Here is a 23,019-nt window from a genome sequence, read left to right on the forward strand (position 1 = left end):
TTCTATTACGCAAACAACTTCAGCCCAACCACACCAATCACAATCAGCAGCAAGCTGAGGATACGAATCATGTTTTTTGGCTCTTTAAATAGAATCATATTAAACAAGACAGAACCCGCTGTTCCAAGTCCAATCCAAACCGTATAAGCAACGGAGACTTGAACGGAAGAGAACGAGGCGTACAAAAACAAAAAGGATAAGGCAAATCCGCCGACAAATATAATGCCTGTCGTGAGTTGCTTTTTCTTACTGAACATATTGAGACCAATGGTTCCGCCAATTTCGCAGGCAGAGGCTAACAGTACAAAAAACCAGCCCATTTATACCGCTTCTCCTTTCTGCTCATGTGCATCTCCATCAGACACTTTCAGTCCAATAATTCCGAGAATTAAAATGCCCATAAATAAAAGCTTTTCTAATGAAAACGAACCGCCGAACAGCGCATAATCCATCAAAGACGTACCAATCGTTCCAACTCCGGCAAACACGGCGTACACAGTCCCAGTCGGCAGCTTCTCGCAAGCTTTCATTAAAAAATAAAAATCAACCGGGATCAGGCAGATAATGATCGCCCACTCCCACACAGCATCAGCTCTATTTAAACCAAACACCCAAAGTAATTCAAATAAACATGTGAGTGCAACATACATCCAGCTTTTTTTCATCGTATTTCCTCCTAAAACTGAAAACTGACGATTCGTCATTTTGAAACCAAAAAAGAGCGTACAGCAAGTGCTGTACTAAGTTAAGGTGTCTCTATGCCAAGTGCGTAAAGGAGAAATTGCTTCACCTCTCGCTTTTGAATCAGAACCTCTTCTGTATCTGTTTCTGTAAATAAGTACATTTGCTCAGCTGATGATTCAAGTAAACCGATAATGAATTTCGCAGCATATTGACAGTTCAAGTTCGCACGGACTCTTTTGTCCTGCTTTGCCTTTTCTAAAAAAGAAGCGACCCATTTGTAAATCGGTTCATAAATATCTTCCCATTCCTTTAAATGCTCGGTGGCAGCTAAACCTGAATACGTTAGGGCAAGAACATCACGGTATTGTCTTGTAAAAGAGAAAATAAATTCAACTAGCGCATCTGCTTGATCAAGTACATCCGCATGCTGAGTGAGTTCCTTTTCAATGGCAGGTACCATCTGTGCGATCAGATGTTCAGCGATAGCAGGCATGACGGAAAGCTTTGAAGGGAAATATAAATAAAACGTTCCTTGCGCTACTCCTGCTGTTTTCACAATATCCGATATGGTCGTCTTTTCAATTCCTTTTTCTTTAAACGCGTCAATGGCAGCAAGCATAATCTTATCTCGTTTCGACACATCATCACCGACCTTAAATGACTGAATGTCAGTCAGTTTAGCGGAAAAATGACGATTTGTCAATATGGGTTTCTCGTCATTGAATAGGAGAATAAGTGATGAATAGATGCGGGCAGGCCTGAATAAGCTGTAAATATGGTCAAGCATGATGTGAGAAAGGGGCAGCTCTCCGTATGACATTCAGTGCGATGTTTTCCATGACTTATTTTCTCTTGCTCGTCCCGCTCTATTTACATATGAGATACAGACAGGCGAAAAAACAAAAACGATTTATCTATTTACGAACTGAAATCGTTCTTGCCTGTCTGTTTATGTATACAAATGTTTTATTATATTTGACGGTCTTTCCTAATCGTTTTTCCGCACCAAGGGATCAGGTGAGTGTCAACCTCATGCCTTTGCAGTCCATTTATCAAAATCTCCATGCCTATCATCATGGCTATCCCAATCTTGTTTTTTTAAATTTGGCAGGGAACATTTTGTTATTTGTGCCACTTGGTTTTTTTCTTTATCAAGCATTCCGAACCTTGCGCTGGCAAAAGGCAATTCTTGCTGGCTTTTTCTTGTCAACAATAATTGAAGTGCTTCAATGGATATTCTCGCAATCTGGTATGATTACAAGAAGCAGCGATATTGATGATATTCTCTTAAATACACTTGGCACAGCGCTAGGTTGTATGTTGTATCGGATGTATCAACGAAGGAAGGAGAAAATCAAGTGAAGCGAGTTTGTATCATTCCATGTGGGGCGAAGAAAATATGGGACGTCCATCCAGAGGCAGGGAGCCAGCCGGCGAACCTCGTTTATTTAAGTCCGCTGCATCAGCGTACGAAAAGCTATGCCCGAACGTTCTTTTCAGACTACCTAATCATTTCAGCGAAGCATGGATTCTTAAAGGCAGATGATATTATTCATGAAAATTATGATGTGGCTTTTGGTACACCGCATACTGATCAGATAACAAGAGAAGCACTAAGTCAGCAATTTCATGAAAAACATCTCACTGCATATGATGAATTAGTGATACTAGGTGGAAAGAAATATCGAAAGGTAATCGATCCGTTATTACTTCCTCATCAGACAGCGATTTATCCGCTGGCTCCATATAAAGGAATTGGCTATATGCTTCAGGCGTTAAAGCAAGCCGTTGAGACAAAAGTAGAACTTCCGCCGCATATTTAACGTATTCACATCTACCGGTAAGCAGGGTTTTGATCATTCAAAAGAGAATGAATGAAGTAGCGATGCTGATTGTTTCATATCTTTTCAGCAGCCACTTGGATGTCCGCATCGCTTATTAGAGTGGCTATATGAAAAAGGGGGCGTATGAACATGACAACCATCTATTTAGCTGGTGATTCAACCGTTTCATCTTATCCAGATCGTCCTGTTCAAGGAGGATGGGGAGAGTTTTTACATCGCTACACAGCGCAGGGTGTGAGCGTCGACAACCGCGCAATCGGTGGAAGAAGCTCAAAAACATTCATTGAAGAAGGACGGCTTGATAAAATATTGGCTGACATTCAGCCTGGGGACTGGCTGTTTACACAAATGGGGCACAATGATGCTTCAACGGAGAAGCCCGAACGGCATACAGATCCTTTCACAACGTATAAAAGCTATTTGTCTCAATATATTCACGGAGCAAGAGCGAAAGGAGCTACACCGCTTTTATTAACGCCAGTCGGCCGCTTTCATGAAAAAGACGGAGAATATATCAATGATTTCCCTGATTACTGTGCCGCTATGAAAGAACTAGCTGATGAAGAAGAAGTCCTTCTTGTAGATTTAAATACGGCAAGCCTTCAGTTTTATCAAATTTCCGGCATAGAGAAAACGACTTCTTACTTTATGCTGTCAACAGGCATAGAGGATCGCACGCACTTTACAAAAGAAGGAGCAGATGCGATTGCAAGACTTGTTTCGCTGGAATTAAAGGACCTTGGATTAACGATTGTGTGAGATGACAGGACGAGAAAGCGCTCGTCCTGTTCTTTTTTTATAGAAAGCTATTGATTCCCTTCGCTAGAGTAGACTACAATAGATACATATGATAATGAGAATCAATATCAATGATAAATAGATCATTCAATGAAAAACGGAGGGACTCAAATGACAGATCAGCTTGAATTGTTTGACGTCACCATTATTGGTGGCGGTCCAGCAGGAATGTACACCGCCTTTTATAGTGGGATGCGGGATTTAAAGACGAAGGTACTGGAGTATAACGAAAGTCTTGGCGGAAAAATCCTTCTATATCCTGAAAAAGTCATTTGGGATGTGGGCGGTTTGCCGCCAACAAGAGGTGAACAGCTGATTCAGCAGCTAGAAACACAGGCGAAAACATTTGAACCAGAGATTGCGTTGAATCAAAAAATCACGCAATTCGAGCGGGATGAGAATGGTCATATCCTGCTGACGGCTGAAAATGGGGATCGTCATTTGACAAAGACCCTCATCTTAGCCATGGGTCACGGAATTCCAGTTCAGCGAAAACTTGAAATCGAGCATGCAGACCGTTATGAGGTAACAAACCTTTATTACACCGTGCAGGAGCTAAAGACGTTTGCAGGAAAGCGGGTAGTCATCTCTGGAGGCGGAGATTCAGCTGTTGATTGGGCAAATGCCCTCGTTCCAATTGCTGAAAGTGTGACGGTTGTGCATCGTCGTGATATGTTTGGCGGACATGAAAAAAACGTCGCCAACATGAAAGCATCTAGTGCTCGCATTCTCACACCGCATGAACTCACAGAGCTTCATGGTCAAGGTGACAAAATTGAAGCCGTCACCATTCAGCACTTAGAAACAGGCGACATCGAACGAATCGAAACCGATGCTGTCATCGTCAACCATGGCATGAAAGGTGATTTAAGTGTTCTATCAGAATGGGGACTCAAGCAAGGTGAGTGGGGACTCATCGAGGTCAATGAAAAGATGGAAACCAATTTACCTGGCGTCTATGCAGTTGGCGACTTATGCACACATAAAAGTAAAGTGCGTTTAATTGCCGGTACGTTTGTTGATGGAGTTAATGCACTCAATAGCGCAAAGCTTTACATCGAACCAGAAGCAGAAAAAGTAGCGTACGTGTCTTCACATAATGAACGCTTTAAAGAGAAAAACAAAGAATTACAAACGGCTGGAGCGCGATAATCACCATTCAGTCAGACATTGAAGTGCTAAAATGGTTTATTTTAGCACTTTTTTATATGGAAGGAGAAAGAGAAAATGACCGCCTATACTCATACAATTCTTCGCATGAAAGAAAGCAGTAAACGATCTCTTTCTGTGAAACAAACGGACTCATGGCAAACATCTTCACTGATGTTCTTGACAACGGACGGTGCGGTGAGACTTGACATGGAAGGAATTCGATATGAGCTAAACGCCAAAGACAGTGTATTGATCCGCTCAGGTATAGATGTCATGATTCAATCTTTGTCCAGCGAGCAAGTGGTGATCTATACTGTTACATTTGACCAATTCACTCTGGCACATGATGCACAAAATGAATTGGTCTATAAGGTGAATCACGATGACCTCCCTGATAACGGTGAAGTGGTGAAAGGCTCTGCCGTCCTTTTTTCTTACATCAAACAAATACAGACGAGCCAAATCGTACAAGAACAGGCGAAATGGCTGGAAGAAATCATGTTCATTTTCCGCAAACAATCCAAGCCATACAACGAAAAAGTGCATTATTCGATTAACATGATCTTGCAGTATATGGCTGAGCATTATGATCAAAAACTAACAAGAAAAGACTTAGCTCATAAGATGGGGTTTCATGAGAGTTACTTTTCTACCTTTTTCAAACAAAGTATGGGGATGAGTGTGACAGAATACATTGCACAAATTCGAATAGACGAAGCCAAAAAACGTCTTTTACAAACAGACGATCAAATTCAAATCATAGCACGGCAAGTCGGGTATGCAGACAGTTTATATTTCAGCAGGAAGTTCCGTCAAAAAACAGGGAGAACGCCCAGTCAGTTTCGAATGAACCGAAGACCAGAGCGGATTGCTGCTTTTCAATTTGTCGGGTCATTGGTTGCAATAGGCATTGAGCCTGTTTGTATTGACGAAGAAACCGATCTCCATTCAGATATACTGAAAGAACATCTGGCTAGTTCGCTCGTCATAAATGAACATACGCCTGATGACGTCTTTAAATCACTTCAATTAGATGTCATCATCGTCCCTAACTATTATTATTCAAAACCTACATTGATCAAGCGATTGGAGCAAATCGCACCTGTTCTTGTTCTGCCATACGCCGGTCATCATGCTGTACAAGATGTACTGTCTATAGGACGCCTTTTAGGAAGAGAAAATGAGGCAAATGATTGGGTGAAGCGATTTGAACAGCATAGTCAACAGGCAAGAAACACCCTGTCTTCCTTTAGAGAAAAAGGCGAGACCGTTGCAATCTATGAAATGAGAGGACATGACAAAGTGTATATGTGGTCCTATGAGGCAAGAGGAGCCTTTTATCTTTACGAAACGCTTGGCTTAAAACCTCCAAAAGCCATTTTAGAAGAAGTTCTTCTTCCTAATCAACATACAGTCATTCCTTTAGAGAGACTTGGAGAATACGAGGCGGATCATATGTTTTTTATTGTCTCTGACCAATATGGGTGGTATAAGCAAATGGACAAGCGAATGGAAGAAAGTGATGTACTTCGTCAATTATCGGCTGTGAAAAATGGGACCTTTTATCCAGTAAAACTGGAGGAGTTTCGATTTGATGAAGGAGAGCGTGCACTTCTTTTGATGGACCGGTTTGTCTCTCAATTGACACAGCAAGCCTATCCAACAATTGTCCATATGTAAGTTGCGAGAATCCTCCATAGACCACGACAGATGAGGTTGATAGAATACATGAGACTAGTAATTGATAATTATTCTCATTTGTGGTGGCGAAAATGAAGGAGGAATATGGAGATGAAAAAGACGTATTGGATATGTGCTGTCATTCTTCTAATGATATTGACGGCTTGTGGCAATAAAGAACAAGCCAAAACAGCAGAATCAAAGCAAGAAACGAAAACGGTTGAAACAGTGAAAGGAAAGATAGAGATTCCTGCTGAACCTAAACGAATTCTCGTAGATGGATATTTAGGGAGTGTGATTGCACTTGACGTTCAGCCTGTTGGATCGACCACGCAGGATTTAAAGAACGTACACTTAAAGGGCAAGATAAAAGGAATAGAGGACATCAGTGACGAGCGTTCAGCTGAAAAAGCACTTAGCTTAAAGCCTGATCTGATTATCACAGCCGTACAGGATGAAAAAGTCTATGATGTGTACAAAAAAATAGCGCCTACCATCGTGTATCCTTACGGTTCTTTCAAAGATGCACATGAAGAATTAACGACGCTGGCAAAAATTTTAAATAAAGAAGAGGAAGGAAAAGCATTCCTCACCGCCTTCGATCAACGAATCGAGGCTGCTAGGAAAAAAGTGAAGTCTGCTTTAAAAGAGAATGAAACGGTCTCGATCATGGGCGCTTTTAAAAATGATGTCTATGTATATGGTAACGGAATTTATCGAGGCGGGCAGGCATTATATCAGCAATTACAGGTAAACCCGCCAAAACAGGTCAGAGATACAATTTTAAAAAGTAAAACAGGGTATGAAGTCATTTCTTATGAAACCCTTCCTGAATATGCAGGAGACTACATTTTCATTGATGAAAGCAACGGCGGAACATTTGATAAAAACAATTCTATTTGGAAGAGTCTAGAATCTGTCAAAAAAGAGCAGACCTATCAAATGGATACAGAGTTCTTCTGGCCTTACGATCCGATTGCAGTAGCAAATCAAGCGGAAGAGTTTGCTGACATATTGACAGAAATGTCTGATCGGTAGGAGGTCTGTCAATTGTTAAAGCGTTTCTTCTCATACTACAAACCATATATGGGGCTGTTTATATTAGATTTTTCCTGTGCGGTACTGGCAGCCTTACTCGAATTATCCTTTCCCCTTGCCATCAGTAAAGTGATGGACGATTTGCTGCCAAACGGTGATTGGGATGCCATTTGGTTTTGGGGCATTCTGCTCCTCAGTTTATACGTGATCAGCTCTACGATGCATTATGTCGTCACCTATTTTGGGCACAAATTAGGCATTAATATTGAAACGGATATGAGGAATCAGCTATTTTCTCATGTACAAAGAATGTCCTTTCGCTTCTTTGATAAAAAGAAAACGGGAAAACTCGTGTCCCGTATGACAAATGATTTAATGGATATTGGAGAAATTGCGCATCATGGCCCGGAGGATTTATTTATCGCTGTGATGACACTCACGGGTGCCTTTGGCTTGATGCTGTCGATTAATTGGCAGCTGGCAGTTCTCACATTTATTGTCGTTCCATTCTTGATCGGGTTATCCGTCTACTTTACGAAAAAAATGTCTGCTGCTTTTGATAAAATGTTCTCGAGTATTGGTCAATTCCATTCACGTGTGGAAAACAATATTAGTGGCATACGGGTTGTGAAAGCATTCGGAAATGAATCACATGAAATGGACCGATTTATTGAACATAACGAGCAATTTAGAAAGACAAAGCTAACCACATATCAAATGATGGCTGTGCATACCGCTGTCAGTCATTTTCTTATTAAGAGTGTGACAGTGTTTGGCCTTGTATGCGGCGCATGGTTTGTGCTGCAAAAAAATATGACGTATGGGGAATTCGTGTCATTTGTACTGTTAACAGGCATCTTCTTAGGACCCATTCAACAAATCAATGCAGTCATTGAAATGTATCCAAAAGGTGCAGCGGGCTTTAAACGATTTGCAACACTCATCGATCAATCGCCAGATGAAAAGGATGCGGATGATGCGATTGAAGTTGATCAGTTAAATGGAGATATCGTTTTTGAGCACGTGTCTTTTCAATATGAATCAGACAAACCGGTTCTTCATGACATCAATCTTAAGGTGAAACAAGGAGAGACCATTGCGGTCGTAGGTCCCTCTGGTGCTGGGAAATCGACGCTTTGCAGTTTGCTGCCACGTTTTTACGAATGGCAGGAGGGTACCATTACAATTGATGGCATAGAGACAAGAAAGATGACACTGCCTTCGCTGCGGAGACAAATTGGTGTCGTCCAGCAAGATATTTATTTATTCCATGGGACCATCCGAGAAAACATTTTATACGGAAAACTCGATGCATCTGATGAAGAAGTGTGGCAGGCAGTGGAGAAAGCCCAACTGAAGGATCTTGTAAATAGCTTGCCAAATGGGCTTGATACGATCATCGGTGAACGCGGAATGATGTTATCTGGCGGACAAAAACAGCGTATCTCCATTGCACGTATTTTCCTTAAAAATCCGCCAATTTTTATTTTAGATGAAGCCACATCTTCTCTGGATACGGAGACAGAATCCTTTATTCAGGGCTCACTTGAAGAACTATCTGAAGGACGAACCACGTTTATTATTGCGCATCGCCTAGCGACCATCCAGCATGCTGACCGGATTGTGGTTTTAACAAAAGAGGGCATCAAGGAGCAAGGCAGGCATGAAGACCTGCTGGAAATGGACGGGATGTACCGGCGTTTGTATGAAACACAATTTAGAATGTAAAAGAGGAAAAGCCGGCATATTGCCGGCTTTTTAGCGTGAGATCATCATCCGACCATTAACTGCGGGGGGCAAATAACATCACACTGACACCAGCTAAACAGATCAAAGCACCCATCCAGTCATAGAAATCAGGGGTTTTGCGATCGACCCACCAGCCCCAAAACACAGCGAGAACGACAAAAACACCGCCATAGGCCGCATAAACCCGCCCAAAGGTCGGGAACTGCTGGAATGTAGGGATGACGCCGTAAGCGACCAAGATGAGGCTACCTGCGATTCCATAGCTGACGGGTTTTGCTTCACGCAGCCACAGCCAGACAAGATAACCGCCACCTATTTCAGCCAGACCAGCTAATAAAAAAAGAACAATCGTTACAATCATTTTCGGACACTCCAGTTCTCCTGTTTCGTTCTATTATGACATGATGAAAGGGTGCGTTCTACCTGATGTAAATTGAGAGACTAATGAGAGTTTGCTAAAATCAACTGAACAGTGAATGAAACACATGGATTCTTGACTTTCCTTGAGGCGAGTGATCCAAATGGTCAATCCATCCGTTTAGTAAGTACATTCTCATGAGGAACACATTTCCTTTTTCAGCGCTCTTTTTTTCTCCTTGAAAAAAGAGTAAAGTACAAAGGAGGCTTATCTCAGCAATTTGAGAGATGAGCCATACGTGAAGATTTCATGATGAATGCATAATGCTCTTTCTCATGAAAAAGGAAGGAGATGACCATGGACACACTGAAGGATTTTGAGCTGTATCACAAGATCAAACATGATCGACATAAGCCCTCGCTTGAATTATTGTACGATCGCTATGAACGTGTGTTATATTCGTTTATTTATAAAATGACTGGAAACCGTGAGCTGGCGGAGGAAGTGCTTCAAGAAGTCTTTATCAAGCTTTGGCGCGGCATAGGAGAATACAATACAGATAAAGGGAAATTTTCCTCATGGTTATTTATGATGTCACGAAACACGGCAATCGATCTATTAAGGAAACACCGAAATGAAACAGCTCTTGAAGATGAGCATATTGAATACTTGGCAGATCATCAAGAAGATGTGTCAAAAGAAGTAGAATGGAACGAAGAAAAACAAATCATACGTGAAGCAGTATCAACATTGTCGAAAGAACAGCAAACCATCATCGAAGATGTCTATTTTAAAGGAATGACACAAAAGAGCATTGCGGAAAAACTAGGCATCCCTATTGGAACGGTGAAGGGAAGAGTTCGATTGTCATTGAAGCATTTACGAACGAAGCTGTCTCGCGGAGGAAAGGAGGAAGAGGCATGACTCAGTGTAAACATCAAGTCATTGATTACTTTAACGGGCATTTACAAGGAGAAGAAAAGACGCAATTTGAAGAACACATCAAACATTGCTCGGATTGCAAAGAAGAGCTTGAAGAACTGACATCGCTCATGTCTGATATTCCGTTTCTAGCAGAGGACGAAACGCCTCCGGCAGGGATGAAAGACCGCATTTTATCAAGAGTATTTGAAGAAGAGATACGAGAGACAACAATCGCTGCAAAATCGAACCCGCCTCAAGATCTCAAAATAGTTCGTGATGCAAATGAGATGAAACCGCCAATGAAGAAGAAAAATCAATGGCTTTTGCCTCTCGTTGCCGCACTACTTCTCATTTCTGCAGCTGGGAACGTGTATTTCTTAACAAATGGAACAGATCAAGCAGAACAACCTGTCAAAGTTGTTGCGACAAAATCACTGGCATCTGCCGAATCGGCAAAAACAACGGGTGCTTTTTCAGTGATTGAGCATCACGGCAAAAAAGAGCTTGTAGTGAGTGCCGACGGATTAAAAGGCCAGCTTGATTCATCAGCTGTTTATCAAGTATGGCTCATTAAAGGAGATCAGCCCGTTCCGGCCGGTGCCTTTAAAACAGATAGCAAAGGGGAGGGCACCGTCACCTATGCGTTATCTGAAAAAGAAGCAAACGAATCATGGGATACTGTGGCTGTCACCCTTGAACCAAAAAAGGATAACAAGCTTCCGCAAGGCCCTGTCGTACTGAGTGCTGCATTTTAAGCTTGATTCATGAAGGATGCCTTTTTCAGGGCATCCTTTTTTGATAGGCAGAAGGAACCTTATGACAAATGAGACGTACTACATATAGAGGTGAGACACATGCAGCGATACATAGAAAAACAACTATTTCTCTTATCAGCTAGACACGCATTTACCGCATTTTATTTTTTGGTGATCCCATTCATTATAAAAGACCTTTTTAAATCAATTCCTTTATTTATGGTCATGATCGCTCTTTTTATCATTCATCATCTAGTGACAAGTATCGTATGGTTTTATAAATCAAGAAACATTCGAAAGCGTCAATCAGGTGACCTAACCAAACGGGGACATCTCGTTATCCAGATCATGCAGAGGCTCGAACAGCTCATGATGCTCGGTTTTGTGATGTTATTGATCAGTGGATGGATGCAGGGAGACATTGTGACGCTATCATTCACAATTTTTCTGTTCATCGTCGTTTTCTTGCAGCACATCCAGTTTTATTATGTTCAGTACTTTTTTAAATCGAGCGGCTGGTTCACCTATGTCCTCTCTTTACAAAAGGCTCGTCCTTCTTACATCGTGAGGGAACGAAGGGCTTTGAAGAAATCCTAAATGTGCAATCGCTTGCTGACTGATCCATCAGCATCAGAAATGTATGATAAAATGTGGAAAAGAAGCATGGAGAAAGGGAGTGCGAGCGAGTGAAAGCAGTTGGATTATTTGAGTATTTGCCAATTGAGCATGAACAAAGCTTGATCGATCAGGAGGTGGCAAAGCCCAAAGCAGCTGGCAAGGATATTTTGGTGAAAGTAGAGGCTGTGTCGGTGAATCCAGTGGATACAAAAGTGAGGTCACCGAAGAATCAGAAAGAAGAAGAACTGAAAATTCTTGGCTACGATGCAAGCGGTACGGTGGTGGAAGTGGGCGAAGCGTGTACGTTGTTTCAGCCGGGTGACCACGTCTATTACGCAGGAGATATCACGCGACAAGGCTCAAATAGTGAATACCAGCTTGTGGATGAGAGAATTGTGGCGAAAAAGCCTGCAAATCTCTCTTTTGCCGAAGCAGCTGCCATGCCTCTTACAACAATTACGGCATATGAAGCGCTATTTGACCGAATGCATATGAAGCGGAATGCCGAAGGCTCGACCTTGCTGATCATCGGTGGTGCAGGCGGAGTGGGCTCCATCGCCATTCAACTCGCCAAATTAGCAAAGGCGACTGTGATCGCCACTGCATCAAGACCTGAAACAAATGAATGGTGTCTCTCCTTAGGGGCTGATCATATCATTGACCATCATCAGCCGCTCTTAGCGCAGCTTCAGGAAAAAGGGATTGGCGAAGTGGATTACATTTTATGCTTAAATGATACAGATGGCCATTTCAAAGGGATGGCAGAAGCGATTAAACCTCAAGGGACGATCTGTACCATTGTTGAAAATCAGCACCATTTAGACATTCAATTACTCAAAAATAAAAGTGCTGCATTTGTATGGGAATTCATGTTCACACGGCCGATGTACAAAACCTCGGATATGATGAAGCAGCACGAGCTTTTAAAAGAAGCGAGTACATTATTTGAAGAGAAGAAGTTAAAACATACATTAACAAAGGTGCTCACCCCCATCAATGCCGCCAATTTGAAACAGGCACATCAAACACTTGAGCAAGGGAAGATGATAGGTAAATTTGTTCTAGAAGGATTTTAAGGAGGGGCAGCAGATGACATCATTACAATATCCGATTGGCTTATATGAACCGGTGGACCAACAAACGAAAAAGCAGCTGGAGGCATGGATTGATGAGCTGGCACTCATTCCTCAAAAGTATGAAGAGGCAGTTGTCCCATTGACAAATGATCAGCTGGATACCCCCTATCGGCCAGGAGGATGGACCGTTCGTCAGCTCATTCACCACGTAGCGGACAGCCATCTGAACGCTTACTTGCGATTTAAACTTGCGCTAACAGAAGAAACACCGCACATACGTCCATATGATCAGGAGGCATTTGCTTCACTTCCTGACAGCAAGGCGCCTATCAGTCTATCACTGCCGTTAATCAGCAGTCTGCATCGCAGGTGGGTCACATTACTTCGCGAGATGACAGAGGAAGATTTCAACGCTGCATATTACCATCCAGCCGATCAACAAACGGTGTCCTTATATGATGCAACAGGAATGTACGTCTGGCATTCACAGCATCATCTCGCCCATATCACGGAATTAATCAAAAGAAATCAGTGGAAGTAAAGGAGTCAACACATGTCTAGTAGAAGAATTGTCGGCGCTATGTTTATCTGCACGGCGGCATTGTTTTATATAGCAAAATTCGTTTTGTTTGAGATTCGTTACGGTGGAAATGTAGGCGGAGAAAGAACGATCGAGGAACTGGAAGATATACTCCCAGGCGGTACGTGGATCAGCATCATTTTTCTCATTATCGGTTTAGGTTATCTCTTGTGGGATGATCGGGAAGTTATTCGTCAATATCTTTTCACCCCAGATAAACAAGGAAAAGAAGAATTAAAAAAGACGGACCTCAAGTGACCGTCTTTTTTCCTTTTTTAGCCACGTTCAGGACGAAGTGCTTTTTCTAAAATAGCTAGACCTTCATTGACTTTTTCTTTTTCTTCATCATTGAGCCGTTGCAGGGAATTTTTAATTTTTTCATGCCCTTTTTGATAAATACTTCTGAAAATATTTTTCGCTTCCTCTGTCAATTCGACGACAATGATTCGACGGTCACGCTCGGAATGCTTTCGTTCCACAAAGTTCGATTGTTCTAACCGATCAAGCAGCCCTGTCATATTGGACAAAGAAGCCCCCATTTTTTCAGCAATTTCGGACACCTTAAGAGAGCCATGGTTATTGAGCAGCATGAGCACCTTCATTTGAGGCATACTCATATCCAGCTTCATCCATTCAGAAACATCTCCAAGTCCTGCAGCAGTGAGCACTTTCATATACAGCACCCATGTCTTTTTTTCCTCAGGAGATAGGATTTCCTCTTTTAGTACGGTGGTGTCATGAATATTATATTCCACGCTTGTTCACTTCCTTTAAGCGGCTCTTTTCTTTATATTACTGATTTTTACTTCTAATTGAAAGTATCATGAAGCTTTTGAATGTTAAACTGCATGAATTAAGTGGTATTTGTTGTATAATAATGGTCAGTTGAAATTAATGAAGCAACTTAGAAAGTTGGGAGAAACATGTGGAACAAAAAAACGGGTATGACGATCTTAAAAATGCTCTTTCCGATCGTGATCATCCTTGTCTTAGTTTTTGTCGCCAAGCAGGAGCTGAGCGGCCTTTCCATTAAAAAGACGTTTTATATTATTGACAGCTTGAATCGAATGGACTTGTTTATTCTTGTCTTTCTTGGACTTGTCGCTGTTTTATCCATGTCCTTATATGATTTTATTTTAAGAAAGAGCCTTGATATGCCTATCAGCGGCTGGAAAACGATCCGAATTTCTTGGATCGCCAACTCCTTTAATAGTGTACTTGGATTCGGTGGTTTATCAGGAGCAGGGCTTAGAACGCTTCTATACAAGGAATACATAACAGATACGAAAAAACTGCTGAAAGGCATTGCCCTTTTAACATCCTCTGTTCTGCTAGGCTTATCAATTTTCAGTGATTTGATTTTAGTTAGGGTCCTGCCTGTTGAAAGTATTATTAGTCAGGAGCCGTGGTTATGGGCATTTGTCATTATTTTTGCTTGTATTGTGCCCATTTACATCATCATGGCGTCCATTCGAAAAAGCTCGATTGAGAGCGGTGAAAACGGACTGAAGCACCCGATCTATGCTTATATTGGTGCATCGTTTTTAGAGTGGCTGGCAGCTGGTCTTGTCATGTACATGGCTGTTGTCTCTATGGGGATGAACGTTGATGTCCGTATTGTATTAGGCGTCTTTGCGATTGCGTCAATCGGCGGTTTAATCAGTATGGTTCCGGGCGGATTTGGTTCGTTTGATCTGATCTTTTTACTCAGTATGCAATACATTGGGTTTGATAAAGAGATGGTGCTGACAGCGCTTGTATTGTACCGCTTCGTTTACTCCATTTTCCCGTTTATTCTTGGACTTTGTCTAGCGGCATACGATTTAACTGGAACAACACTCAGGCGTCTTGAAGGCAATCCGAGAATGGCGCCTGCTATTGAAACAACAAACGTCTTAATTGTTTTGCACCGAGCTCTGCTCATCCGTTTATTGTACGGATCTTTGTCCATTTTAACGTTTGGAAGCGGTTTGCTCATTATGGCTTCCGTTGTGCTTCCTGTTGATCGTTTAGGTGTGATTACAACCATTCCACGCTTTTTGTTATCAGGATTTAATGGTCTTTCTTTAATGTTCGGGATCATTTTAATGATTTTGTCCATTGAAGTGTATAAAAGAACGAAACGGTCTTATCTATTGACAATGATTGCCCTAGCAGGCGGCTTTGTGTTTACTTTACTAAAAGGGTTTAACCTGAGTTTGATCTTTATATTGCCGGTCATCATGGTGGTATTTTTCTCGCTTCGAAATCAATTTGTGAAGCAGCAGGCCCCTTATTCTTTGAATCAGTTTGTGGCCGCCGCCGCCGGATATTTACTCGTGTTGTTTAACTATAATGTCATTGGGAACTTCATTTGGATGAAAATTGGTCATTTCCTAAGCAAGGACTATTTGGTCCATAATGAACGGCATATCACGATGACCAGTATGATTGCTTTAATTGGCGTCCCTCTTTTCTTTTTCATTAGCAAATTGATTTTTAATAAAAAAGCAGTTCCAATCGGCGAAGAAGCCGATGAAGAAAAATTAAAAACTTTTCTCGAAGAAAAGGGAGGAAATGCTCTTAGTCATCTAGGTTTTTTGGGAGACAAAAAACTGTTTTTCTCAAGTGATGGAGAGGCGATGCTTCAGTTTGGCCGGATTGGCCGTTGCGTAATTGTGCTTGGAGATCCTTCTGGGCGTAAAGCCTCTTATCCGCTTGTACTGGAAGAATTTTTGGAGCAGACAGAAAAAGCAGGCTATCGTGTCGCTTTTTATCAAGTAGAACGTGAAGGAATGGCGCTTTATCATGACCTAGGTTTTCACTTCTTTAAGCTTGGGGAAGAAGCCATGGTCGATTTAGAAACGTTCTCTTTGTCAGGAAAGAAAAAATCAAACTTACGGGCTGTCGCAAATAAATTTGAACGAGAAGGCTATACGTTTGAAATGCTGGAGCCGCCCTTTTCAGAGGAATTGATCTCAACCTTAAAACAAATCTCTGACAGCTGGCTGGGCAAGAAAAAAGAAAAAGGATTTTCATTAGGCTATTTCAATGAAGACTACATTCAAAAAGCACCGATTGCGATTTTAAAGGATGAACAAGGACAGATCATATCTTTTGTGTCCTTAATGCCGATGTATCAAAAAGGAGAGATATCCATCGACCTCATGCGTCATATGCATGATGCACCGAACGGGATGATGGATGCACTCTTTATCCACCTTTTTCAATGGGCGAAAGAAAAAGGCTACACATCCTTTAACATGGGAATGGCGCCATTATCGAATGTAGGCACGTTCCATCAGTCCTTTCTGACAGAACGTTTGGCGAGTGTCATCTTCAATAACGTCAGATATATGTATAGTTTCAGCGGCTTACGGTCGTTTAAACAGAAATATAAACCAGAATGGCGCGGAAAATATTTAGCGTATAAAAAGAATACATCATTGCCTGTCACAATGGTGCTCGTCACTAAGCTGATAGGAATGGACCCAAATCGAAAACGGCGTCCATAAGTCCAAAGAACCTTTACCTTTCACTAGGTGAAGGTTTTTTTAGACAAAAGAATAGCAAAAGTGGTAAAGTTGAAGGGTAAGGGGGATGTTCACATGACACTAAATGAATGGTTTACAAAGGGATTAGCTGAACGTACATATGTACACAACATGGAGAAAAACCGTGAAAACTTACTCACGGTGTATAACCAGTACGCAATTCATCAAAAGGAAAAAGAGCTGCTTCAAAAACTTCAAAAGAAAAAGCTCAGAGCGCTTGTGATTACAGCAGATTGGTGCGGAGATGCGATGGTCAATGTACCTATTTTCATGCGTATTGCAAATGAAGCACTGATTGATGCGCGCTATTTCATTCGGGACGAGCACCTAGACCTGATGGATCAGTATTTAACGAACGGGACCGCAAGATCGATTCCGATTATCGTCATCATTGATCAGGAAGGGAAAGAAGTGGGGAAATGGGGACCTCGCTCAGCAGAAGCTCAGCGCTTTGTCGACGAGAAAAAGCCGGATAAAGATGCACCCGATTTTGAGGAAGCATTTAAAGTGTTTGCGAAAGAAGCCGCACATCACTATACGACAGATCGTTACTTATGGAAAGATATTGAGAAAGAAATAGTAGAAGTTTTGGCAAAAATATAAACCAAAAGACTACTTCGCCGCAATGGGAAGTAGTCTTTTTTTATCTTGTTTTTGCGTTTTACCTACAAAACACCGCATAAAGATGTAGAAAAACCGCAGAATTCTATCAAATACCGCAGAAAACCGCAAAGCATCACGATTTTCCCAACCACTTTTAGTTGAAAAACCTCATATATGCCATGAAATCAGCTATTTTGCCCTTATCTAAAGGCTCATATAACGCACGTCGGATGGCTTTTTCCCAATACAAGAGGCCCAGCAACTATAGTAATCTAGTTGTAATCTCCTTTGAACGAACTAAAAAAAATAAATGAAGGAAAAGGGCTGGCGATCAATTTATGAAAAAAATCATCTATCTCGATCAAGAAAAAAAGAAGCTCGCTGAATCAAAGAAAAGAGAACAGCGTTCCATCAAATCACTCAGACTGCTTGTGTTTTATGACGGACAAAGTCCTTCATGTGCAAAAGCAATTGACCTGTTGAAATCACTCGATTGGAAAAATCGAATTCACTTTGAATCATTTAGAAACTCACAGCTGCTGAGACTGAATAAAATTAGTGAAGAGAAGGCAGAGAAACGAATCGTGTCTATTTCCTTAGCGAAAAATCAAAAAAACTCAGGGATTTATACGTGGCTGAGAATGGCTTGTCACATCCCTGCATTATGGGGAACGGTCCCATTTATTGTACTCAGCATTTGGCTTGGCTTTGGGCAGCATGCTTACGATTATTTTGCGAGAAAACGGTACATTCATTCTGTCGAACAAGTCACCCGTCCCGATACAGATCAACAAAAGACCATCTAATCATAGAAAAAGCATGACCTTCGATCGGCAGAAGGTCATGCTTTTTTATAATACGGGATATATGATGCTAAGTGATCAAGCAGCTTCGTTGTGTAAGACATATATGCACGCTTATCAAGCTCAGAAGCCGCATAGGAAAGCAAGGTTCTAAGAGCAAACAAGTACTCATTGTGGAGCTGATTGTGTTCAAAGTAAGGAATCGCTGCTTCTACTAAATAAGTTTTCAAATCATGAGGATTCTCTTCAATCATCAATTTATAGATTTTAATCATATATAAACAGTTTGGTTGAATACGAGGCTGTTTGAGCAGCTCGTGTATGTATGGAAGCGCCTTTTTGCGATCATATTCCGCATACAATGTCGCGATTTCATAGAGCGTTTCACAGTAACGATCTTCTATCTGTTCTTGATTAAAATAATTGAGTGAATCTAGTAAATAAGGCACAGCGGATGAGAAATCGCCTTGGCGTTTTAAGAGAACCCCGTAATAAAAATAAGCTGTCATCTTAATATAAGCATCAGGGTGAAGCGATGTGTGTAAAATCACTTCTTTTAAATATCTTTTAGCTGTTTGAAAGGCCTTTAATTCCAGTGAGATGACCCCATGAATGAGTGTACAATGAATGACCCGCTTGAAATTATTTTTTTGTCTATACAAATCCATTGCTTGATGTGTGGCCTCAAGCGCATCACCGAGATGCCCCATGGCTCCAAGTGCTTTTGCATAGTGATAATACAGGTCGCTCTGTTCAACAGAAGCGTAAGAAAAGCAGCTTTCAAGTCTTTTCAATCCTTCTTCGAGTTGACCGATTTTAATCTGGTGGATGCCATCTAGATATTCAAACGTTTCTTTTTCTGTGTCAATAAAGGTTTTTTCAAACTTCTTAAGCACGCGGTGCGTTTTTAAGGCAAGCTGCTGTTTTTCTGTTAATAAATAAAATTGAAATAAGGACAAATGATACTGAATCCCTAAATCTAGCGAAAAGAACTGTTCCTCGTGATGAATGATCATTTCTGCATTTTGCTCTGCTTGATCGAGCGCATAGAAATACATGTTCATCTGAAACTCATCGAGTAATGACAACAGATGACGCGCCTTTTGCGACAGCGTTTCTTGACTAATTCCAAGCCGTTCAAGCAAAAGATTGATCGTATCTTGATTGGCCTCTTTTGAGCCATTTTCAATTTTACTTAAATGAGAGACAGAACAAATTCCTTCTGCCAACTCCGATTGGGTCATATTTTGTTTATAACGATAGAGCTTGATGATTTGCCCAATATTGATTTTCATTCCATTCAGAAGCCTCCCTTCCAATCATGGGTTGAAAGCTTTTTGAAAAAATAGCCGCATTTGACAAAGTGGAAATACCTGAAACCATTTCATCATCTTGGCTTTTTTCTCAAAATTTGTTTAAAACGTAATATGATTGTAACATTACTTGAAAAAGTCAAACAACTTTTTAGCAGAGAGGTGAGGTCTTATTTGCAAACAGCACATGATCATGTTTATAATGTGAATGAGAATCAATTTCAATTAAGGTTGATTGAAAGGATGACATATATGCCAGAAACAAAACAACAAACAGAAGCGTTAACGGTTCGAGACGCTGTCAGATATAGACGATCGATTCGAAAATTCAAAGAAACGCCGGTGAGCATTGAACAGCTTCAGCCATTATTAGAGGATGCAGTCTATGCACCCAATCATAAAATCACGGAACCTTGGCGTTTTTTATATGCAGTGACGGATGAAGCGAAAGAGGTATTTGTTGAGCGGTTTATTGCTTTCTTTAAACGCAACAATCCAGACGCAAAAGAAGAAAAGATCAATCAGTACAGAGATTATTTTTCTAAAGTACCAGCACTTTTACTTGTTGTTCTAAAAGAAGACGAAAATCCAGTTGTGAGAAATGATGATTTTGCCGCTGTGAGTGCGCTCATTCAAAACTTCCAGCTGCTGGCTTGGGATCAAGGAATCGGTATGGTATGGAAGAGCGGCCGTATTTTATACGACAAAGGGTTTCAACAGGATATGGGATTAAAGGAAAACGAACGCTTTGCCGCGATTCTTCACATCGGTTATCCAGAAGAGGTGCCTGAGGAAAAGTCACGTCAGAAGGCATCAAGCCTGCTAACTGAAATCAAATAAGAACAGACCTTTTGATAAGGTCTGTTTTTTTACTTATTGTTTTTTGGCACGCTGATCGGCTGCTTTCATACGTGCCATCGCTTTTACGTCATTCGGATCTGCAAGTTCTTTGGAAAATTCAACATATTCGCCATCCGTCTCTTGTGCCGCAAGCTGGTGGTTGGATTTTTTGTGTTGGTCTTTTTTCAAAGCTTTTCCCTCCTTTACAAGATCACTTTAGTTATGGGCTTGTAAAAGAGGAATATCCGTTTTATTTGTTTCTTTTTTCTGCTGCTCTTTCCGCTTTTTTGAATTCCTGCTGATACAGAACTTCCTGGGTTTTCTTCAGTTTTGAAGTCGGCTGGTGTTCTTTTTTCTTCATCAAAATCGCCCCCTCATCTCATTTTTAATAGGATGGGTGTTTTTGACAAAATTTATTCCTCTGAATGCAAAATCGCTTCTTTTAGCTCAGGGTGTAAAAATTCATAAGAAGACAGCAGTGCCTTTTTCGGCAGAGCACGTTGACCTTCTAATACAAGCAATGACATGTCGCCAAGTGCGGTTTTGATGACAAAGGACGGCACCTTCAGCCAGTGAGGGCGATGAAGGGTAGATGCAATAGTTTGTCCCAGCTGCTTCATTTGAACAGGATTTGGAGATGTGACATTGAGTGGACCTGATATGTGTTCATGTTGAATGGCATACGCAATGAGATGTGCTACATCCTCCACGTGAACCCAAGATACCCATTGCGAGCCAGAGCCAATCGTTCCACCGGCAAACAGCTTGTATGGCAAGGTCATAAGAGGAAGTGTGCCTTTTTCTCCTAGCACTACCCCAAAGCGTGTATAAACTGTGCGAATACCGAGCGCCTCAATTTTTTGCCCTTCAGCTTCCCAAAGTTTTGACGTATGACTTAAAAAGTCTGTATCGGCTGGAGGGGCTTCCTCCGTAAAATCCTCTGTCTTAGAAGTGCCGTAGATACCGACAGCACTTGCTTGAATGAGCACAGATGGTTTCGATTCCTGCGCTTCTATAATGCGTCTCACTTCTTGTGTGGATTGAATACGGCTGGAGAGAATGCCTTTTTTTGCTTTGTCCGTCCAGCGTGTGAAAATGGATTTTCCAGCAAGGTTAATCCATACATCAATCGCAGGCAATTCATGTTCAGGCTTAGCACCATCTGTCAGCCACTGCACATAGTGTAAATGATTTTGTTCGGATTCCTTTGGATTTCTTGTTAGAATATATAGATGATGTCCTTCAGCTGCGAGCACCTTTGTGACATGCTGGCCGATAAACCCGGTTCCTCCGGTAATGGCGATATTCAATTGACATCTTCTCCTCTCATATACATACCTATATCTTTCACAATTTTGAATCAGAAGAAACATCCTGACTGTTTGAAAAAAGGAGTGATCACAGGATGCCCTATATTACGAAAATCTCTGCTCAGAAAAACAATACAGAACGCGTGAACATCTTTCTTGATGAAAAGTACGCTTTTAGCGTTGATCTAGATGTGCTCGTCCAGCATGATTTGAAAAAGGGAAAAGAGCTGGACGAAGCCGATATCATAGAGATTCAATTCGGTGATGCAGTAAAAAAAGGATTTCAGCAGGCCGTCGATTATTTATCGTATCGGATGAGATCAGTGAAAGAAGTCACCGATTATTTGACGAAAAAAGACATACCAGCACCTGCTATTAGTGAAATTATACACAAATTAAAACATTATAAGTATGTAAATGATCTTGAATTTGCAGAAGCGTATGTAAGCACCCACCGAAAAACGAATAGCAAAGGCCCGTCAGTGCTAAAAAAAGAATTAAAGCTGAAAGGCATAGACGATGACACCATCGAACAAGCACTATCGCAATATCCGAATGATTTGCAGCTAGAGGAAGCAGTGAAACAAGTGCTAAAGCTGGTTAAGAAAGAGAAAAACCGGTCTGCAAAAGAAATTGAACAGCGTATCAAATTGCAGCTTCAGCGAAAAGGATTTTCATTTGATATCATTGATAAAGCCCTTCAAGAAGCCTATGATGGACAAGAAGAGGAAAAGGAAGAAGAAGCCCTTCACTATATGCTTGAGAAGGCAAAACGCAAGGTAGGTTATGACGGATCATTTGAGAAAAAAATGAAAGTGAAGCAATTCCTTTACCGAAAAGGATTTGATCTTGATACAATTGATCACGTTTTAGACAAAGGGGAATGACAGATGGAAAAACGCTATAGTGAAATGACAGAATACGAATTAAAGCAGGAGATTGCCGCTCTTTCTGAAAAAGCAAGAAAGGCTGAGCAGCTAGGCATTGTGAATGAATATGCCGTGTTGGAGCGGAAAATTGACATGGCGAAAGCCTATTTATTAGATCCAGCTGCTATTCAGACCAAAACGACTTATCACATCAAAGATACAGACGAGCAGTTTTATGTGGATTATTTAAATGGTGTTTTTGCTTGGGGCTACAGAGTATCAGCGCCAAATAAAGAAGATGCCCTGCCGATTTCAATGCTTACGCAAAAGGACTGATCCCTAGAGATCAGTCCTTCAGCGTGTAGACAAACCCTCGCATTCGTTGTCAGTCCTGCGTGCTGGTGCTCACGAATGTCAAATTCGCTCCGCGCCAGTACTCGTCCTTCCTAGACTGCAAAGGTTTTCTATCACGCTGAAAAGAAGACAAAGGGC

At 41.3% G+C, this 23,019-nt stretch carries 28 protein-coding genes; 19 read left to right on the top strand and 9 right to left on the bottom strand.

The features are described 5' to 3' along the window. Window positions 1-5: 5 nt before the first annotated feature. From MHI58_RS04055 to MHI58_RS04065, 3 genes are all read right to left on the bottom strand, one after another. Window positions 6-320 (bottom strand): multidrug efflux SMR transporter, encoded by a 315-nt coding sequence (locus MHI58_RS04055; protein WP_017358818.1) that lies wholly within the window; start codon window positions 318-320, stop codon window positions 6-8. Then, on the bottom strand, window positions 321-665 hold the full coding sequence (locus MHI58_RS04060) for a multidrug efflux SMR transporter (RefSeq protein WP_003217798.1): 345 nt from the start codon (window positions 663-665) through the stop codon (window positions 321-323). Window positions 666-745: 80 nt separating this feature from the next. Further along, on the bottom strand, window positions 746-1,324 hold the full coding sequence (locus tag MHI58_RS04065; RefSeq protein ID WP_045034520.1) for a TetR family transcriptional regulator: 579 nt from the start codon (window positions 1,322-1,324) through the stop codon (window positions 746-748). 173 nt (window positions 1,325-1,497) lie between these two features. On the opposite strand from MHI58_RS04065, the gene MHI58_RS04070 reads away from it, so the two are divergent. The 7 genes from MHI58_RS04070 (at window position 1,498) to MHI58_RS04100 (ending at window position 8,924) form a co-directional block, all read left to right on the top strand. Next, window positions 1,498-2,046 (top strand): VanZ family protein, encoded by a 549-nt coding sequence (locus MHI58_RS04070; RefSeq protein ID WP_045034495.1) that lies wholly within the window; start codon window positions 1,498-1,500, stop codon window positions 2,044-2,046. Then, window positions 2,043-2,507, top strand: a complete 465-nt coding sequence (locus MHI58_RS04075; protein ID WP_025206957.1) for a DUF6884 domain-containing protein — start codon at window positions 2,043-2,045, stop codon at window positions 2,505-2,507. The genes MHI58_RS04070 and MHI58_RS04075 overlap by 4 nt, the downstream gene beginning before the upstream one ends. Before the next feature lie 150 nt (window positions 2,508-2,657). Beyond that, the gene (locus tag MHI58_RS04080) at window positions 2,658-3,287 is read left to right on the top strand and encodes a rhamnogalacturonan acetylesterase (protein ID WP_039167979.1); all 630 of its coding nucleotides are present in this window, start codon (window positions 2,658-2,660) and stop codon (window positions 3,285-3,287) included. Window positions 3,288-3,437: 150 nt separating this feature from the next. Then, entirely contained in the window at window positions 3,438-4,478 is a 1,041-nt protein-coding gene (locus tag MHI58_RS04085; RefSeq protein WP_024720272.1) for an NAD(P)/FAD-dependent oxidoreductase, read from the top strand. A gap of 75 nt (window positions 4,479-4,553) precedes the next feature. Continuing rightward, window positions 4,554-6,158: a helix-turn-helix domain-containing protein gene (locus tag MHI58_RS04090; RefSeq protein ID WP_045034496.1), complete on the top strand. Its 1,605-nt coding sequence runs from the start codon at window positions 4,554-4,556 to the stop codon at window positions 6,156-6,158. Between the two features lie 111 nt (window positions 6,159-6,269). Continuing rightward, a complete protein-coding gene (locus tag MHI58_RS04095) occupies window positions 6,270-7,196 on the top strand; it encodes an ABC transporter substrate-binding protein (RefSeq protein ID WP_169476138.1) in 927 nt (308 codons plus the stop codon). Between the two features lie 12 nt (window positions 7,197-7,208). Beyond that, on the top strand, window positions 7,209-8,924 hold the full coding sequence (locus MHI58_RS04100) for an ABC transporter ATP-binding protein (protein WP_045034497.1): 1,716 nt from the start codon (window positions 7,209-7,211) through the stop codon (window positions 8,922-8,924). Between the two features lie 55 nt (window positions 8,925-8,979). Here MHI58_RS04100 and MHI58_RS04105 read toward each other — a convergent pair whose 3' ends face one another. Further along, window positions 8,980-9,306 (bottom strand): YnfA family protein, encoded by a 327-nt coding sequence (locus tag MHI58_RS04105; protein WP_017358827.1) that lies wholly within the window; start codon window positions 9,304-9,306, stop codon window positions 8,980-8,982. A gap of 354 nt (window positions 9,307-9,660) precedes the next feature. Between MHI58_RS04105 and MHI58_RS04110 the strand changes: the two genes are divergently transcribed. The 6 genes from MHI58_RS04110 (at window position 9,661) to MHI58_RS04135 (ending at window position 13,514) form a co-directional block, all read left to right on the top strand. After that, window positions 9,661-10,227 carry an RNA polymerase sigma factor gene (locus tag MHI58_RS04110; protein WP_017358828.1) on the top strand — a complete coding sequence of 189 codons (567 nt, stop codon included), beginning with the start codon at window positions 9,661-9,663 and terminating at the stop codon, window positions 10,225-10,227. Next, entirely contained in the window at window positions 10,224-10,982 is a 759-nt protein-coding gene (locus MHI58_RS04115; protein ID WP_041506580.1) for an anti-sigma factor, read from the top strand. Before MHI58_RS04110 ends, MHI58_RS04115 begins: the two co-directional genes overlap by 4 nt. 99 nt (window positions 10,983-11,081) lie before the next feature. Then, window positions 11,082-11,579: a hypothetical protein gene (locus MHI58_RS04120; protein ID WP_045034498.1), complete on the top strand. Its 498-nt coding sequence runs from the start codon at window positions 11,082-11,084 to the stop codon at window positions 11,577-11,579. A gap of 89 nt (window positions 11,580-11,668) precedes the next feature. After that, complete coding sequence (locus MHI58_RS04125) at window positions 11,669-12,676, top strand: zinc-binding alcohol dehydrogenase family protein (protein WP_045034499.1); 1,008 nt, start codon at window positions 11,669-11,671, stop codon at window positions 12,674-12,676. Window positions 12,677-12,689: 13 nt separating this feature from the next. Then, entirely contained in the window at window positions 12,690-13,217 is a 528-nt protein-coding gene (locus MHI58_RS04130; protein WP_041506578.1) for a YfiT family bacillithiol transferase, read from the top strand. 12 nt (window positions 13,218-13,229) lie between these two features. Beyond that, window positions 13,230-13,514, top strand: a complete 285-nt coding sequence (locus tag MHI58_RS04135) for a hypothetical protein (protein WP_041506577.1) — start codon at window positions 13,230-13,232, stop codon at window positions 13,512-13,514. 17 nt (window positions 13,515-13,531) lie between these two features. Here MHI58_RS04135 and MHI58_RS04140 read toward each other — a convergent pair whose 3' ends face one another. Then, on the bottom strand, window positions 13,532-14,011 hold the full coding sequence (locus MHI58_RS04140; protein WP_008341672.1) for a MarR family transcriptional regulator: 480 nt from the start codon (window positions 14,009-14,011) through the stop codon (window positions 13,532-13,534). Between the two features lie 168 nt (window positions 14,012-14,179). On the opposite strand from MHI58_RS04140, the gene mprF reads away from it, so the two are divergent. The 3 genes from mprF (at window position 14,180) to MHI58_RS04155 (ending at window position 18,198) form a co-directional block, all read left to right on the top strand. Then, the gene (mprF, locus tag MHI58_RS04145) at window positions 14,180-16,750 is read left to right on the top strand and encodes a bifunctional lysylphosphatidylglycerol flippase/synthetase MprF (protein ID WP_045034500.1); all 2,571 of its coding nucleotides are present in this window, start codon (window positions 14,180-14,182) and stop codon (window positions 16,748-16,750) included. Window positions 16,751-16,843: 93 nt separating this feature from the next. After that, the gene (locus tag MHI58_RS04150; protein ID WP_035703746.1) at window positions 16,844-17,392 is read left to right on the top strand and encodes a thioredoxin family protein; all 549 of its coding nucleotides are present in this window, start codon (window positions 16,844-16,846) and stop codon (window positions 17,390-17,392) included. 338 nt (window positions 17,393-17,730) lie between these two features. Next, entirely contained in the window at window positions 17,731-18,198 is a 468-nt protein-coding gene (locus MHI58_RS04155) for a thiol-disulfide oxidoreductase DCC family protein (RefSeq protein ID WP_024720282.1), read from the top strand. Window positions 18,199-18,233: 35 nt separating this feature from the next. Here MHI58_RS04155 and MHI58_RS04160 read toward each other — a convergent pair whose 3' ends face one another. After that, the gene (locus MHI58_RS04160) at window positions 18,234-19,490 is read right to left on the bottom strand and encodes a transcriptional regulator (RefSeq protein WP_008341668.1); all 1,257 of its coding nucleotides are present in this window, start codon (window positions 19,488-19,490) and stop codon (window positions 18,234-18,236) included. Between the two features lie 270 nt (window positions 19,491-19,760). Here MHI58_RS04160 and MHI58_RS04165 point away from each other — a divergent pair, with 270 nt between their 5' ends. Then, window positions 19,761-20,348: a nitroreductase gene (locus tag MHI58_RS04165; RefSeq protein ID WP_024720283.1), complete on the top strand. Its 588-nt coding sequence runs from the start codon at window positions 19,761-19,763 to the stop codon at window positions 20,346-20,348. A 33-nt stretch (window positions 20,349-20,381) separates the two neighbouring features. Here MHI58_RS04165 and MHI58_RS04170 read toward each other — a convergent pair whose 3' ends face one another. The 3 genes from MHI58_RS04170 to MHI58_RS04180 all read right to left on the bottom strand — a co-directional run bounded on the left by MHI58_RS04170 (window position 20,382) and on the right by MHI58_RS04180 (window position 21,658). Continuing rightward, on the bottom strand, window positions 20,382-20,537 hold the full coding sequence (locus MHI58_RS04170) for a YfhD family protein (protein ID WP_008341997.1): 156 nt from the start codon (window positions 20,535-20,537) through the stop codon (window positions 20,382-20,384). A gap of 61 nt (window positions 20,538-20,598) precedes the next feature. Next, the gene (locus tag MHI58_RS04175) at window positions 20,599-20,709 is read right to left on the bottom strand and encodes a YfhE family protein (RefSeq protein ID WP_017358836.1); all 111 of its coding nucleotides are present in this window, start codon (window positions 20,707-20,709) and stop codon (window positions 20,599-20,601) included. 52 nt (window positions 20,710-20,761) lie between these two features. Continuing rightward, complete coding sequence (locus tag MHI58_RS04180; RefSeq protein WP_024720284.1) at window positions 20,762-21,658, bottom strand: TIGR01777 family oxidoreductase; 897 nt, start codon at window positions 21,656-21,658, stop codon at window positions 20,762-20,764. A gap of 95 nt (window positions 21,659-21,753) precedes the next feature. Between MHI58_RS04180 and recX the strand changes: the two genes are divergently transcribed. Further along, on the top strand, window positions 21,754-22,545 hold the full coding sequence (recX, locus tag MHI58_RS04185; protein WP_017358838.1) for a recombination regulator RecX: 792 nt from the start codon (window positions 21,754-21,756) through the stop codon (window positions 22,543-22,545). A 3-nt stretch (window positions 22,546-22,548) separates the two neighbouring features. After that, the gene (locus MHI58_RS04190; protein ID WP_045034501.1) at window positions 22,549-22,863 is read left to right on the top strand and encodes a YfhH family protein; all 315 of its coding nucleotides are present in this window, start codon (window positions 22,549-22,551) and stop codon (window positions 22,861-22,863) included. Window positions 22,864-23,019: the final 156 nt, after the last annotated feature.

Origin of the sequence: Bacillus sp. FSL K6-2869, from assembly GCF_040869405.1 — a bacterium.
Lineage (GTDB): Bacteria > Bacillota > Bacilli > Bacillales > Bacillaceae > Bacillus > Bacillus altitudinis.